This window comes from Escherichia sp. E2748 (assembly GCF_005781125.1).
GTDB lineage: Bacteria > Pseudomonadota > Gammaproteobacteria > Enterobacterales > Enterobacteriaceae > Escherichia.
This window is the reverse complement of sequence record NZ_VATP01000001.1, coordinates 798,250-813,590: the sequence shown is the minus strand read 5'-3', so window position 1 is coordinate 813,590 and position 15,341 is coordinate 798,250. Positions and strand designations below refer to the sequence as shown.

13 protein-coding genes are annotated in these 15,341 nt (G+C 49.9%); 7 read left to right on the top strand and 6 right to left on the bottom strand.

Annotated features, from left to right (window positions below):
- Positions 1 to 27: 27 nt before the first annotated feature.
- Positions 28 to 939, bottom strand: coding sequence for an AraC family transcriptional regulator (locus FEK42_RS03915; protein WP_130208252.1), 912 nt, complete (start codon positions 937 to 939; stop codon positions 28 to 30).
- Positions 940 to 1,254: 315 nt separating this feature from the next.
- Between FEK42_RS03915 and FEK42_RS03910 the strand changes: the two genes are divergently transcribed.
- Genes FEK42_RS03910 through fadK form a run of 5 tightly spaced genes read left to right on the top strand, consistent with a single transcriptional unit; the run spans position 1,255 to position 6,308 of the window.
- Positions 1,255 to 2,019, top strand: coding sequence for an electron transfer flavoprotein (locus FEK42_RS03910; protein WP_135491400.1), 765 nt, complete (start codon positions 1,255 to 1,257; stop codon positions 2,017 to 2,019).
- Between the two features lie 19 nt (positions 2,020 to 2,038).
- Entirely contained in the window at positions 2,039 to 2,977 is a 939-nt protein-coding gene (locus FEK42_RS03905; protein ID WP_135492682.1) for an electron transfer flavoprotein subunit alpha, read from the top strand.
- A gap of 54 nt (positions 2,978 to 3,031) precedes the next feature.
- The gene (locus tag FEK42_RS03900; protein ID WP_138211741.1) at positions 3,032 to 4,321 is read left to right on the top strand and encodes an FAD-dependent oxidoreductase; all 1,290 of its coding nucleotides are present in this window, start codon (positions 3,032 to 3,034) and stop codon (positions 4,319 to 4,321) included.
- Entirely contained in the window at positions 4,318 to 4,611 is a 294-nt protein-coding gene (locus FEK42_RS03895; protein ID WP_000081086.1) for a ferredoxin family protein, read from the top strand. The genes FEK42_RS03900 and FEK42_RS03895 overlap by 4 nt, the downstream gene beginning before the upstream one ends.
- Positions 4,612 to 4,667: 56 nt before the next feature.
- Positions 4,668 to 6,308 carry a medium-chain fatty-acid--CoA ligase gene (fadK, locus tag FEK42_RS03890; RefSeq protein ID WP_135492683.1) on the top strand — a complete coding sequence of 547 codons (1,641 nt, stop codon included), beginning with the start codon at positions 4,668 to 4,670 and terminating at the stop codon, positions 6,306 to 6,308.
- Between the two features lie 50 nt (positions 6,309 to 6,358).
- Here the strand turns inward: fadK and FEK42_RS03885 are convergent, their stop codons facing one another.
- From FEK42_RS03885 to ppsA, 5 genes are all read right to left on the bottom strand, one after another.
- Entirely contained in the window at positions 6,359 to 7,102 is a 744-nt protein-coding gene (locus tag FEK42_RS03885; RefSeq protein ID WP_130218913.1) for an SDR family oxidoreductase, read from the bottom strand.
- A gap of 12 nt (positions 7,103 to 7,114) precedes the next feature.
- Positions 7,115 to 7,594, bottom strand: a complete 480-nt coding sequence (locus tag FEK42_RS03880) for a YhcH/YjgK/YiaL family protein (RefSeq protein ID WP_135492684.1) — start codon at positions 7,592 to 7,594, stop codon at positions 7,115 to 7,117.
- 10 nt (positions 7,595 to 7,604) lie between these two features.
- Positions 7,605 to 8,564, bottom strand: a complete 960-nt coding sequence (locus tag FEK42_RS03875) for a 2-hydroxyacid dehydrogenase (protein ID WP_130218909.1) — start codon at positions 8,562 to 8,564, stop codon at positions 7,605 to 7,607.
- A gap of 35 nt (positions 8,565 to 8,599) precedes the next feature.
- Entirely contained in the window at positions 8,600 to 10,000 is a 1,401-nt protein-coding gene (locus FEK42_RS03870; protein WP_001278076.1) for an anion permease, read from the bottom strand.
- A gap of 488 nt (positions 10,001 to 10,488) precedes the next feature.
- Positions 10,489 to 12,867, bottom strand: a complete 2,379-nt coding sequence (gene ppsA / locus FEK42_RS03865) for a phosphoenolpyruvate synthase (protein WP_138211740.1) — start codon at positions 12,865 to 12,867, stop codon at positions 10,489 to 10,491.
- 332 nt (positions 12,868 to 13,199) lie between these two features.
- Here ppsA and ppsR point away from each other — a divergent pair, with 332 nt between their 5' ends.
- Positions 13,200 to 14,033, top strand: a complete 834-nt coding sequence (ppsR, locus tag FEK42_RS03860; RefSeq protein WP_000368046.1) for a posphoenolpyruvate synthetase regulatory kinase/phosphorylase PpsR — start codon at positions 13,200 to 13,202, stop codon at positions 14,031 to 14,033.
- Positions 14,034 to 14,189: 156 nt separating this feature from the next.
- Positions 14,190 to 15,236, top strand: a complete 1,047-nt coding sequence (gene aroH, locus FEK42_RS03855; RefSeq protein WP_131161178.1) for a 3-deoxy-7-phosphoheptulonate synthase AroH — start codon at positions 14,190 to 14,192, stop codon at positions 15,234 to 15,236.
- Positions 15,237 to 15,341: the final 105 nt, after the last annotated feature.

Below are 15,341 nucleotides of genomic sequence, written 5' to 3'. Positions count from 1 at the left end.
CTTCTGACAAAAACTGCGCCGTCAGATTTATCCGGCAAGACTTACAGGTTCAGAAAATTCAGATAAGATTTCTTGTTCAGCAAAACAATTTTTAAATTGTTTGCGGTAATCACTGGGAGAACAGCCAACATGGCGCAAAAACAGTTTGGCAAAATGATCGACATTTTCATAACCCACGCGCCAGGAGATTTCTGCCTGCGACAAATCGGTATTGGTCAGCAACCATTTCGCTTCCGTCATACGCCGTTGAATGACGTAGTTAATGGGAGAAATTCGATACTCTTTAGTAAATTCATGACAAATATAACTGACACTGGCACGAAATTTTTTCGATAACTGTTCTAAAGTGATTTTTTCGCGGTAATTATTATTAAGATAAAAGAGAATATCTTTTATTAGGACATCTTTTTTAATATACCCCTGCTCCGAACGATAGGCATTTTTAAAGTTTTCGTAATAGAGAATCGCTAACGTATAGGAAAATGCATCCCACACTGAAGATGTGTTGCCATTTTTACTTTGCGGTAAAATCACACTTAATTCATTAAAAAGTGTTTTGATGACCTCTTTTCCCTGCCCTGCGGCAATTACCGGACAAGAATGCGGTTGCAGTAACTGATTTTCTTCTGCGCCCTGAAACTGAAAACCGTAAAGCGCACAGGTACAGGTCGTTGCCGGGTCGTTAGCATCTGAGGCCACCGCGTGCAGTCTGCCACGCTCTATCACCACAATGTCATCGGCATGTGCCACATAGAGCGAAGAATCAATGGTAAACCTTGCCACCCCTTTCTTAACATAAATCAGCTCGGTTTCATTATCATGAACGTGATGTCCCGACTCCCATTTAGGATCGTCACTAAACGCAAAGCGCGAAAGTCGTGGCGTTTTACCGGCGACAAACAGCGTTTCGCTGGCATTATCAAAACAGCGTTGATACATGACAACCTCCCTATTCCATGAGCAAGCAAAAACAATATATGCCGGATAAAATACGGCGTGTATTGCGGTTATACAACCGCATTTAGCGAGAGCTAAACAAGATTATTTACATTGAATGCAAGATAGTACGTAAACGATGGCATAATATTGCCACTTATTGTGCTTTTGTTTTAACGATCTCATTTTTTTTGCAAGATTGTTTGCAAGGAAAACAGATTGCTCCGTCGAAAACCCCGCCCTGCTATCGCACACTATTTTCAGGCCATTTTTACCTTCCATCGGAGATGGTTCCGTATGCGACCCACAGGAGAAATCATGAAAATAATAACCTGCTTTAAGCTGGTGCCTGAAGAACAGGACATTGTTGTCACTCCCGAGTACACCCTCAATTTCGACAATGCCGACGCCAAAATTAGCCAGTTCGATCTCAATGCCATTGAAGCCGCAAGCCAGCTTGCAACGGATGATGATGAGATAGCCGCGCTGACCGTTGGCGGTTCATTGTTGCTGAACTCAAAAGTGCGTAAAGACGTGTTATCCCGCGGACCGCACTGTCTGTATATGGTGCAGGATGCCCAGCTTGAGCATGCACTGCCTCTCGATACCGCAAAGGCGCTGGCGGCAGCAGTTGAAAAAATCGGCTTCGATTTACTGATCTTTGGTGAAGGTTCCGGCGATCTTTATGCCCAGCAGGTTGGCTTGCTGGTCGGAGAAATTCTGCAACTTCCGGTGATTAATGCTGTGAGTGCTATTCAGCGTCAGGGCAATACACTGGTGATTGAACGCACGCTTGAAGATGAAGTTGAAGTGATCGAACTCTCTGTTCCAGCCGTGCTGTGCGTCACGTCAGATATTAACGTGCCACGCATTCCATCGATGAAAGCCATTCTCGGCGCGGGCAAAAAAACGGTACATCAGTGGCAGGCGAGTGATATCGGCTGGAGCCAGGCCACGCCGCTTGCTGAACTGTTCGGCGTTCGCGTACCGCCGCAAACAGAACGCAAACACATCATTCTCGATAACGATTCGCCGGAAGCCATTGCCGAGCTGGCGGAACATCTGAAGAAAGCCCTGAACTAAAGCCTACGGAGAAGAAACGATGAGTCAATTAAACAACGTCTGGGTCTTTAGCGATAATCCTGAACGTTATGCCGAACTGTTTGGCGGCGCGCAGCAATGGGGCCAACAGGTGTATGCCATTGTACAAAATACCGACCAGGCACAGGCCATTATGCCTTATGGTCCAAAATGTATTTATGTTCTTGAGCAAAACGATGCACTGCAACGCACTGAAAATTACGCTGAAAGCATTGCTGTCCTGCTGAAAGATAAACACCCCTCTATGTTGCTGCTGGCCGCGACAAAACGCGGTAAAGCGCTGGCTGCACGGTTAAGTGTGCAACTGAATGCGGCGCTAGTGAACGATGCCACTGCGGTTGATGTGGTCGATGGTCACGTTTGCGCCGAGCACCGTATGTATGGCGGGCTCGCGTTCGCCCAAGAAAAGATCAATAGCCCGCTGGCGATCATTACCCTTGCGCCCGGTGTTCAGGAACCTTGCACCAGTGACGCCTCGCATCAGTGTCCGATTGAAACTGTGCCTTACGTTGCTCCGCGTCATGAAATTCTTAGTCGCGAACGCCGTGCGAAAGCGGCAAGCAGCGTGGACCTGAGCAAAGCAAAACGCGTGGTCGGCGTCGGTCGTGGTCTGGCAGCACAGGATGACCTGAAAATGGTCCACGAACTGGCAGCGGCACTCAATGCTGAAGTCGGTTGTTCACGCCCGATTGCCGAAGGCGAGAACTGGATGGAGCGTGAACGTTATATCGGTGTCTCCGGCGTGTTGCTGAAATCCGACCTCTACCTGACGCTGGGGATCTCCGGGCAGATCCAACATATGGTTGGCGGCAATGGCGCAAAAGTGATTGTCGCCATCAATAAAGATAAAAATGCGCCAATCTTCAACTATGCCGACTACGGTCTGGTGGGCGATATCTACAAAGTCGTCCCTGCCCTGATCAGCCAGTTGAGCCACTAATCCCCTTTCAACCACATCTCCCGCTGTGAAGACAGCGGGAAGGGAGCATAACGCATGTCGGATGACAAATTTGATGCCATTGTGGTCGGTGCGGGCGTTGCCGGTAGCGTTGCCGCATTGGTCATGGCGCAAGCCGGACTGGATGTCCTGGTGATCGAACGCGGCGACAGTGCCGGATGCAAAAATATGACCGGCGGGCGTCTTTATGCCCACACGCTTGAAGCGATCATTCCTGGCTTTGCTGCATCAGCGCCGGTAGAACGCAAAGTCACACGCGAGAAAATCTCCTTCTTAACCGAAGAGAGCGCCGTTACCCTCGATTTTCACCGCGAACAGCCAGATGTTCCGCAACACGCTTCTTATACCGTATTGCGCAATCGTCTCGACCCGTGGTTGATGGAACAAGCCGAACAGGCGGGTGCGCAGTTTATCCCGGGCGTTCGCGTCGATGCGCTGGTTCGTGAAGGTAACAAGGTCACTGGCGTCCAGGCCGGGGATGATATTCTCGAAGCCAATGTGGTGATTCTGGCTGATGGCGTTAATTCAATGCTTGGCCGTTCGCTGGGAATGGTTCCCGCCTCCGATCCGCATCATTACGCTGTTGGCGTTAAAGAAGTCATTGGCCTCACGCCGGAGCAAATCAACGATCGCTTTAACGTCACTGACGATGAAGGTGCCGCCTGGCTGTTTGCCGGTTCCCCTTCTGACGGTCTGATGGGCGGCGGATTCATCTACACCAATCACGATTCCGTATCGTTGGGTCTGGTTTGTGGATTGGGTGATATCGCCCATGCGCAAAAAAGCGTGCCGCAAATGCTGGAGGATTTTAAACAGCACCCCGCCATTCGCCCACTGATTAGCGGTGGCAAACTGCTTGAATATTCCGCGCATATGGTGCCGGAAGGCGGTCTGGCAATGGTGCCGCAACTGGTTAACGATGGTGTGATGATCGTTGGTGACGCCGCAGGCTTCTGCCTCAATCTGGGCTTTACGGTTCGCGGAATGGATTTAGCCATCGCATCGGCCCAGGCGGCTGCCACAACGGTGATTGCCGCCAAAGAACGCGCGGATTTTTCTGCCACTAGTCTGGCGCAATACAAACGCGAGCTGGAACAAAGCTGTGTTATGCGTGATATGCAGCATTTTCGCAAGATCCCAGCGCTGATGGAAAACCCGCGCCTGTTTAGTCAGTATCCGCGCATGGTCGCCGATATCATGAACGATATGTTCACTATTGACGGCAAACCAAACCAGCCGGTACGAAAAATGATTCTCGGACATGCGAAAAAAATCGGACTGATTAATCTGCTGAAAGATGGCATTAAGGGGGCAACCGCGCTATGAGCCAGAACGCTACGGTCAACGTTGACGTCAAATTAGGCGTCAACAAATTCCATGTTGATGAGGGCCACCCACATATCATTCTGGCGGCAAATCCCGACATCAATGAATTTCAAAAATTAATGAAAGCCTGCCCTGCCGGGCTGTATAAGCAGGATGACGCGGGAAACATTCATTTTGATTCCGCCGGTTGTCTGGAGTGCGGCACCTGTCGGGTGCTGTGCGGCAACACTATTCTCGAACAATGGCAATACCCCGCAGGCACCTTCGGTATTGATTTCCGTTACGGCTAATTACGCTTCCCACAGGCCCGCACATCGGGCCTGACGTTCTGTTTCGAGAGTTCAAAATGAAAGTGACATTAACGTTTAACGCGCAGCGTCGTGCAGCCTATCGACAACAAGGATTGTGGGGCGATGCTTCGCTGGCCGACTACTGGCGGCAGACTGCATGCGCGATGCCAGACAAAATAGCCGTTGTCGATAATCATGGCGAATCGTACACCTATAGCGCACTCGATCACGCTGCGAACTGTCTGGCAAGCTGGTTACTGGCTAACGGTATTGAATCGGGCGATCGTATCGCTTTTCAATTGCCTGGCTGGTGTGAATTTACCGTTATCTATCTTGCCTGCCTGAAAACCGGTGCAGTTTCCGTGCCGTTGTTGCCTTCCTGGCGAGAAGCTGAACTGGTGTGGGTGCTCAATAAGTGTCAGGCAAAAATGTTTTTTGCACCGACATTGTTTAAACAAACGCGTCCGGTAGATTTAATCCTGCCACTGCAAAATCAGCTTCCACAACTACAACAGATCGTCGGCGTGGATAAGCTGGCCCCCGCCACCTCGTCTCTCTCGTTAAGTCAGATTATTGCCGACAATCCCCCGCTGGCCGTCGCAACATCGGTCCACGGCGATGAATTAGCGGCGGTGCTATTTACCTCCGGAACTGAGGGTATGCCAAAGGGCGTGATGCTAACGCATAATAATATTCTCGCCAGCGAGCGGGCTTATTGCGCGCGGCTGAATCTGACCTGGCTGGATGTCTTTATGATGCCTGCACCACTCGGTCACGCGACGGGGTTTCTGCATGGTGTAACAGCGCCGTTTTTGATTGGCGCCCGCAGCGTGTTGTTAGATATTTTTACCCCGGAAGCCTGTCTCTCGCTGCTTGAGCAACAACGTTGTACCTGTATGCTCGGCGCAACGCCGTTTGTTTATGACCTTTTAAATCTACTTGAGAAACAGCCTGCCGACCTTTCTGCGCTGCGTTTCTTTCTTTGCGGCGGCACCACGATCCCCAAAAAAGTGGCGCGTGAATGCCAGCAACGCGGCATTAAATTATTAAGCGTTTATGGTTCCACGGAAAGCTCGCCACATGCAGTGGTGAATCTCGACGATCCTTTGTCGCGCTTTATGCACACCGATGGTTACGCTGCCGCTGGGGTGGAAATTAAAGTGGTCGATGATGCACGCAAGACCTTACCGCCAGGTTGCGAAGGTGAAGAGGCTTCGCGTGGCCCTAATGTGTTTATGGGTTATTTTGATGAACCTGAATTAACCGCTCGCGCGCTGGATGAAGAGGGCTGGTATTACAGTGGCGATCTCTGCCGCATGGATGAGGCTGGTTATATAAAAATTACCGGACGCAAGAAAGATATTATTGTTCGCGGCGGCGAAAATATTAGCAGCCGTGAGGTGGAAGATATTCTATTGCAGCATCCTAAAATTCACGATGCCTGTGTGGTTGCGATGCCCGATGAACGTTTAGGTGAACGTTCATGCGCTTATGTCGTGCTGAAAGCGCCGCATCATTCATTATCGCTGGAAGATGTAGTGGCATTTTTTAGCCGTAAACGGGTCGCGAAATATAAATACCCTGAACATATCGTGGTGATCGAAAAACTGCCGCGCACGGCCTCCGGTAAAATACAAAAATTTTTGTTACGCAAAGATATTCTTCAACGGCTGGAACAAACATGCGTTGAGGCATAATTCATAAATAATAAAGCACCTTATACGCAAGGTGCTTTATTAAATCCCGATTAACCACGTCCGACATATGGCATATTATTTGCCATAATCGTTATTTCCAGCACATTCGTGGTTACTGGCAACTGGGCCATCATCTGAATGGCTGCTGCAACATCAGCAACATTCATCATATCTTCCGCTTTAATAGCGCCATCTGCCTGATAAACGCCCTTACGCATCCGATTCGATAATGTCGTTTCCGCATTGCCGATATTAATTTGCCCGCAAGCGATATTAAATTTGCGACAATCAAGGGAAATGGCCTTGGTCAACCCGGTAACAGCATGTTTCGACGCCGTGTATGCCGCAGTATAAAGGCGCGGTGTCAGTGCGGAAATCGACGCATTGTTAATAATGCGTCCTCCCATTGGCTGCTGCGCTTTCATGATTTTAATCGCTTCTTTCGAACACAAAAATGTCGAGTGAATATTGGCGTTAAACACGCGTGTCCACTCAGTAAACTCAACCTCTTCAATACTTTTTGCCGGACTATTATTGCCCGCATTATTGAACAAGAGATCCAGTCGACCAAAACGAACCTTAATCTCGGCAAATAGTGCAACGACAGCGGACTCATCCGTGACATCAGCAACCAGAGGAATAAAGCGTTCCTTGGCTAAACCTTGTGCACATTGCTGTAAGGTTTCTTCGTTACGCGCGGCAACAATAACAGTATATCCAATGTCATAGAGTGCCTTTGCTGCCGCGTAGCCGATACCTTTACTTCCCCCTGTCACCAGGGCAATTTTTGTCATAGCCAGCTCCGCCTATAATAAACTCATGTCGATTTTCACGACTGTTTTTTTGATTTTCTCCACGTTATCGACTTTATAACATGCCCGATGTACCTCTTCCGGGAAGACCACCACAAACTGTCCTGGTGTCAACGTGATTATCCGATCATTAATACGTTCATCAGCATAAAAAATAACGTCACGGTCGCCCAGGTGGCTTTCTACAACCGAGTTTTTTCCATCATCAAAATCCACACAAATCCGCTCTTCTCCGGCAATTAAGAAATGGACATCAAGATATTTGCGATGAACTTCTGGTCGGCATTCATGTAGTGGTTTAGTCATCGGTTCAACCACGGTATAAAAAATTGAGTCATCCTGAATAAAAACCTTCTCCCCCACAGGAACACTATTCAGATCATGTTGTGAAAGATACTCAATGACACGAGCGATGACAGGATGAAATGTCCGCTTTTGTTGTTCACTAAGATACGCGATATCACCATAAATCATATTTTCCGCCTTATTGAGTAACAGGAGTAATAACTGGCTGTCCGCTAAAGAAAGCCTGTAAGTTATCAAAAACCAAATCTGCCATTGCATTAAACGTTTCGCTCGTACCACTGGCGATATGTGGCGTCAGGACAACGTTATCCAGCGACATTAATTGTTCTGGCACATGTGGTTCGTTGGCATAAACGTCCAGTGCCGCACCAGCAATGATGTTATTTTGCAGAGCATCAATCAGATCGGTTTCGTTCACCACTGATCCCCGGGAAATACTGATCAAATGTCCGGTTTTCCCCAGAGCCTGCAGCACAGTTTTGTCGATAACGCCGCGTGTACTTACCCCGCCTGGCAGCGTCAGAACGAGGAAGTCCACCGCTTGCGCCAGAGAAACCAGCGAATCATGCGCCGTCCATTCAGGTTTGTTATGCGGTTTTGGGTCGAAATAGTGAATTTCCATTTCAAATGCTGCTGCACGGCGGGCTACAGCATTACCAATGTTCCCCAGACCAACAATTCCGCAACGTTTACCACTCACTTTCGTCGCCATCGGGAAACGCCCTTCGTTTGGCCAACGACCGCCACGAACATAACGATCGGCAATGTTAATACGTCGGGCAACATTGAGTAACAACGCCATGCCAATGTCTGCAACACAGTCATTAAGCACGCCAGGGGTGTTGGTGACGATAACGCCATGCTCCCTGGCTGCCACGATATCAATAGGGTCATAGCCCACACCATTGCTGGCAATAATCTTCAGATTCGGAAATTTTTCAATTAGCGCCCGAGAAGCTCCCATTACCGGATTACCACTGGTCACCAGCGCCTTAATATCCGGCGCGATCTGCGTGTAAAAAGCGTCTGCGTCGGTCAGTTCCCACAGGCGATATGCGGTGAAGGTAGATTCAACTTTAGCCATTAAGCGGTCGCTTAATTTGCCGACGATCGCCACCTGAATATCTTTTAAGTTCATACACTATTCCTTGATTGATGTTTGCCGCAGGCCACTTACCATAGGCCAAGAATTTTCCACCACACCGCCCCCAGTCCGAACCAGATGACAATGTTCAACAACATGACGATAAAGCCCAGCCGCCACCATTCTCGTTGCGAGACATAGCCAGCGCCGTAATAGATGACTGCGGGTCCGTTGCCATAATGCGAAATGCCGCTCATCAGGTTAGTGACGAACGCCAGTGACAGAGCAGCCATCATCGGCGGCGCGCCTGCAGCAACCGAGACGCTGCCAAAAGCGGCATACATCGCCACTACATGCGGCGTACTTCCGGCAAAGAAATAGTGGGAATAGCAGTAAACTATCAGCAAAACCGTCAGTGTTATTTCCCAGGGAATGCCGGTGAACAGAGCCGAGGTTGTGACGGCGAACCATTTGAACAGGCCAAGCTGATTGAGCTTATCTGCCATACAAATCATGACGCCCAGCCAGACCAGAATGTCCCAGGCCCCCTTCTCTGACTGCACATCCTGCCAAGTGATAATCCGGGTCATCAACATTAAACAGACGCCGGAAAGCGCGACAGCGGTCGCATCCAGACCAGTCCATTTCGATGTACTCCAGGCCAATAATGAAAGCAGGAAAATGCCAATCGTCACGCGCTCATCTCGGGTTACCGGCCCCATTTTGATAAGTTCTTCCTGTGCCAACGCTTTGGCTTCTGGCGTCTTTTTGATCTCTGGCGGGTAGAGTTTGTAAATGACCAACGGCATAGTGATAAAAGCGATAATGCCCGGCACTAGTGCGCTTAGCGTCCACATCCCCCATGAGATATCGACAAATAAGGTGCTGGCCGCCAGAGATACAATGAGTGCATTTGGCGCGCTGGCCGTCATAAACATCGAGGATGAGAGACAGTTGGAATGGAACACCGTCTGCATCAGATAAGCGCCAATTTTACGCGGCCCTTGATCCGGTTCAGATCCAAAGCTGTTAGAGACACTGCGAACAATCGGGAACAAAATTCCCCCTGCTCGCGCTGTGTTTGATGGCGTTGCGGGCGCGATAATCATATCGCTTAGCGCCAATGTATAACCCAGACGTAACGAGCTGCCGCCAAATCCGCGAATCAGCAAATAGGCGATACGCCGCCCCAACCCCGTTTTAATGAATCCTTTCGCGTACAGGAATGCGGCGACAATAAGCCATACCGTGGTGCTGCTGAAACCTTTTAAGGCTTCGCTGGTTTTCATCATGCCGGTCAGCATAATAAAACTGATGGCTATTAACGCGATAGCGCCTACCGGCAACGGCTGCAGAATAAACGCCACCACAGTGGTGATGAATATGGCCAGAATGTGCCAGGTTAAGGGTGTTAATCCGTCAGGGACGGGGGAAAACCATATAGCGAGTGCGACAATCGCACAAATCAGGACTTTCAAATAGCAACTCATATGCAATCCCTGTAGCTGTTTCCCTCCGCTCGCGGAGGGAATTTATCCTGTTTTCTGTACAGCCAGACAAATCAGAAAATCGGTTTTAGTTCGAATAAATTCTCTGAATTACATAATCTGCGCTTATGTCTGAATAACGGTGCGGTAATTTTTCATATCCATATCCCTTTTTATGCTGTGGTTGAAGACAGTATAAAAACGGGACTCGCCAGTGACTTCGTGCAATCCAACGAACTCTGGACGAAAAAATTACGCATATGCTTAAGGAAATTGACGAGTGGTCACATTCGGCTTTGAGAAAAAACAGTATTGAGAATTATTCTGTGGAGAGGATCGCAAACGAATTAAAATCAGAAAGAACACCAGCCAATTATTCAGATGATGCCCGGAAGCTTTTTATATTGCACGAGCGCGTTTGCCCGAAGTAGGTTGATAAAAGGTGGGGATATAGAAATGGACCCGGCGACTGAACGCCGCCGGGTTTTTATTTACTTCTTCAGTTCAGCCAGGCTTAACCAGGTTTGCACCACGGTGTCCGGGTTCAGAGACAGGCTATCGATCCCCTCTTCCATCAGCCATGCAGCAAAGTCTTCGTGGTCAGACGGTCCCTGACCGCAAATGCCGACATACTTGCCCTGTTTCTTCGCAGCACGGATCGCCATCGACAGCAGTGCTTTCACGGCGTCGTTGCGCTCATCGAACAGTTCAGACACCACGCCGGAGTCGCGGTCCAGACCGAGCGCCAGCTGTGTCATGTCGTTTGAGCCAATTGAGAAGCCGTCGAAATATTCGAGGAACTGTTCAGCCAGCAAGGCGTTGGACGGAATTTCGCACATCATGATGATTTTCAGCCCGTTCTCGCCACGTTTCAGCCCCTGACGCGCCAGTTCTTCAACCACTGCTTTCGCCTGGTCTACGGTACGCACGAACGGGATCATGATCTCTACGTTGGTCAGTCCCATGTCGTTGCGCACACGTTTCACCGCTTCACACTCCAGTGCGAAGCAGTCGCGGAAGCTGTCAGAAACGTAGCGGCCCGCGCCACGGAAGCCCAGCATCGGGTTCTCTTCATGCGGCTCGTAACGCTCACCACCCACCAAATTGGCGTATTCGTTGGATTTAAAATCAGAAAGACGGACAATCACGCGTTTCGGATAAAACGCGGCGCCCAGCGTCGCGATCCCTTCGGTCAGACGGCCAACGTAAAATTCGCGCGGAGAATCGAAGCCTTTCATCATCTCGCGAATTTCATTTTGTAACTGTGGTTCCTGGTCATCAAACTCAAGCAGTGCGCGGGGGTGAACGCCAATCATGCGGTTGATGATAAATTCCAGACGCGCAAGGCCCACGCCTTCGTTCGGCAGGCAGGCAAAGTCAAACGCACGGTCAGGGTTACCGACGTTCATCATCACTTTCAGTGGCAGGTCCGGCATGGTTTCCACGCTGGAGCTTTTCACACTGAATTCAAGCAACTCCGCATAGACGTAACCGGTATCGCCTTCGGCACAAGAAACGGTGACGTTCTCACCGTCTTTCATCCGTTCGGTCGCATCACCGCAGCCCACTACCGCCGGAATACCCAGTTCACGAGCGATAATTGCCGCGTGACAGGTACGACCGCCACGGTTGGTGACGATGGCAGACGCTTTCTTCATGATCGGTTCCCAGTCCGGGTCGGTCATGTCAGTAACCAGCACGTCGCCAGGTTCGATGCGGTTCATTTCGCTGATGTCATGAATGACTTTCACCGGACCCGCGCCGATGCGATGACCGATAGCGCGGCCTTCGGCGATAATCTTGCCCTGTGAATGCAACGTATAACGTTCCATCACCTGACCGCGAGAACGTACAGTTTCTGGACGCGCCTGCACGATAAACAATTTACCGGTGTGGCCATCTTTCGCCCACTCAATATCCATTGGGCGACCGTAGTGTTTCTCAATTTGTACGGCCTGTTTTGCCAGTTCCTGCACTTCTTCGTTGGTCAGCGAGAAGATGTCACGCTGTTCCTGCGGTACGTCTTCGATTTTAACCTGCTTGCCGTGCTCCTGGGTCGGCGCGTAGACCATGCGGATTTTTTTCGACCCCATGGTACGGCGCACGATAGCCGGGCGATTCGCTGCCAGTGTCGGTTTATGCACGTAAAACTCATCCGGGTTAACCGCGCCCTGCACGACCATTTCACCCAGGCCCCATGCGGAAGTGATAAACACCACCTGGTCAAAGCCGGATTCGGTATCAATGGAGAACATCACCCCAGAAGATGCGAGGTCGGAGCGCACCATCCGCTGAACACCGGCGGAGAGTGCCACGCCACGGTGATCGTAACCCTGATGCACACGATAAGAGATGGCGCGATCGTTAAACAGAGAAGCAAAGACATGTTTCACTGCCACGAGAACGGAGTCAAAACCCTGAACGTTGAGGAAGGTTTCCTGCTGACCGGCAAAAGAGGCGTCCGGCATATCTTCTGCGGTGGCGGAGGAACGCACCGCAAAAGAGGCATTTTCGTCATCGGCGGAAAGCTGTGCATAGGCTTCGCGGATGGCGTTTTCCAGCTCAGGCTGAAAGGGAGTGTCGATAATCCACTGGCGGATTTGCGCGCCCGCTTTCGCAAGCTGGGTAACATCGTCAATATCCGTTTTATCCAGCAGTTCATAAATGCGCTGGTTTACGCCGCTTTGGTCCAGAAACTGGTTAAACGCGTCGGCGGTTGTGGCGAAACCATTCGGAACGGAAACGCCCATTCCGGAAAGGTTAGTAATCATTTCACCCAGGGAGGCATTTTTGCCCCCAACCCTGTCTACATCATTCATGCCGAGTTGGTTATACCAAAGCACCAGCGGTGACGAGCCATTGTTGGACATCGAACAATCCTTTTGTGATAAATGAACGGTTTGAGAAACACATTTCTGCGTATTTATCTTTGCATATTTAACCGGATGAAAAAAACGGTGAATCGTTCAAGCAAATATATTTTTTTACTTTTTAAGACTGATCCCAGCGTTGCGCAAATCCGCTATCTTCAGTAATTTCCACATAAACCATCGGTATAAACGAAAGCGTAAAAATGAAATACTGTTTTCATAAAATATAAAATTGAAGGTTCATTTTATAAACCAGGCATAACCTTCTACGCTTCTGTACGTTTTTAATTTATGCTTTCATAGAATTATGTCTGCATCACGGGAAGAACAAAATGGATAATGCTGTTGATCGCCACGTTTTTTATATTTCTGATGGTACGGCTATAACTGCGGAGGTATTAGGACACGCAGTGATGTCACAATTTCCCGTTACTATCAGCAGCATTACGCTGCCGTTTGTCGAAAATGAGAGCCGTGCTCGGGCCGTGAAGGATCAGATTGACGCAATTTATCACCAGACAGGTGTGCGCCCGCTGGTTTTTTACTCCATTGTGCTACCGGAAATCCGCGCCATCATTTTGCAAAGCGAAGGTTTTTGCCAGGATATTGTGCAGGCGCTGGTTGCCCCGCTACAACAAGAGATGAAACTGGATCCAACGCCGATTGCTCATCGTACCCATGGCCTGAACCCTAATAATCTCAATAAATATGATGCGCGCATTGCGGCGATTGATTACACCCTCGCCCATGACGACGGCATTTCGTTGCGCAATCTGGACCAGGCTCAGGTGATCCTGCTCGGCGTCTCTCGCTGTGGTAAAACCCCCACCAGCCTGTATCTGGCGATGCAGTTTGGTATCCGCGCGGCAAACTACCCCTTTATTGCCGATGACATGGATAATCTGGTGCTGCCCGCGTCGCTCAAACCGCTTCAGCATAAATTGTTCGGACTGACTATCGACCCTGAGCGTCTGGCGGCGATTCGCGAAGAGCGTCGGGAAAACAGTCGCTATGCCTCGCTTCGCCAGTGCCGGATGGAGGTTGCGGAAGTGGAAGCGTTGTACCGTAAAAATCAGATCCCGTGGATTAACAGTACCAATTATTCGGTAGAAGAGATTGCCACCAAGATCCTCGATATCATGGGCCTAAGCCGTCGAATGTACTAGAGAACTAGTGCATTAGCCTATTTTTTTGTTATCATGCTAACCACCCGGCGAGGTGTGACACACCTCGCACTTGAAATCAGCTGCGATTGGTTTATCGTGATGCGCATCACTTCCCGGTAGTCCTGCCGTTGAAGCAACAAATTTCTGAGACTTGTAATGAACAGAACTGACGAACTCCGTACTGCGCGTATCGAGAGCCTGGTAACGCCCGCCGAACTCGCGCTACGGTATCCCGTAACGCCTGGCGTCGCCAACCATGTCATTGATTCCCGCCGCAGAATTGAAAAAATACTGAACGGTGAAGACAAGCGGCTATTGGTCATTATTGGACCCTGCTCGATCCACGATCTGACCGCTGCCATGGAGTATGCCACCCGTCTGCAGGCGTTGCGCAACCAGTACCAGTCACGACTGGAAATTGTAATGCGCACCTATTTTGAAAAACCGCGTACCGTTGTCGGCTGGAAAGGACTCATCTCCGATCCGGATTTAAACGGCAGCTATCGCGTTAATCACGGCCTTGAAATGGCACGTAAGTTGCTGTTGCAGGTAAATGAACTGGGCGTTCCCACCGCGACCGAGTTCCTCGATATGGTGACCGGTCAGTTTATTGCTGACTTAATTAGCTGGGGCGCAATTGGCGCACGTACCACCGAGAGCCAAATCCACCGTGAAATGGCGTCAGCGCTCTCCTGTCCGGTAGGTTTTAAAAATGGTACCGATGGCAACACACGGATTGCCGTGGATGCTATCCGCGCAGCCCGTGCCAGCCATATGTTCCTCTCGCCAGACAAAAACGGTCAGATGACCATCTATCAGACCAGCGGCAACCCATACGGCCATATTATTATGCGTGGCGGCAAAAAACCGAACTACCATGCCGATGATATCGCCGCAGCCTGCGATACGCTTCACGAGTTTGATTTACCTGAACATCTGGTGGTTGATTTCAGCCACGGTAACTGCCAGAAGCAGCACCGCCGTCAGTTAGAAGTCTGTGAAGATGTTTGCCAGCAAATCCGCAATGGCTCCACGGCAATTGCCGGAATTATGGCAGAAAGTTTCCTGCGCGAAGGTACACAAAAAATCGTCAGCGGTCAGCCGCTCACCTACGGTCAGTCGATTACCGATCCTTGTTTAGGTTGGGAAGATACTGAACGCCTGGTCGAAAAACTCGCCTCTGCGGTAGATTCCCGCTTCTGAATGCGTGCCCATTCCTGACGGAATGGGCATTTCTGCGCAACTTGTTGTCTTCTCAACAAATTACTGCTTGCTCTGGTTTGCCATAATATTGATAATAAGAATCAT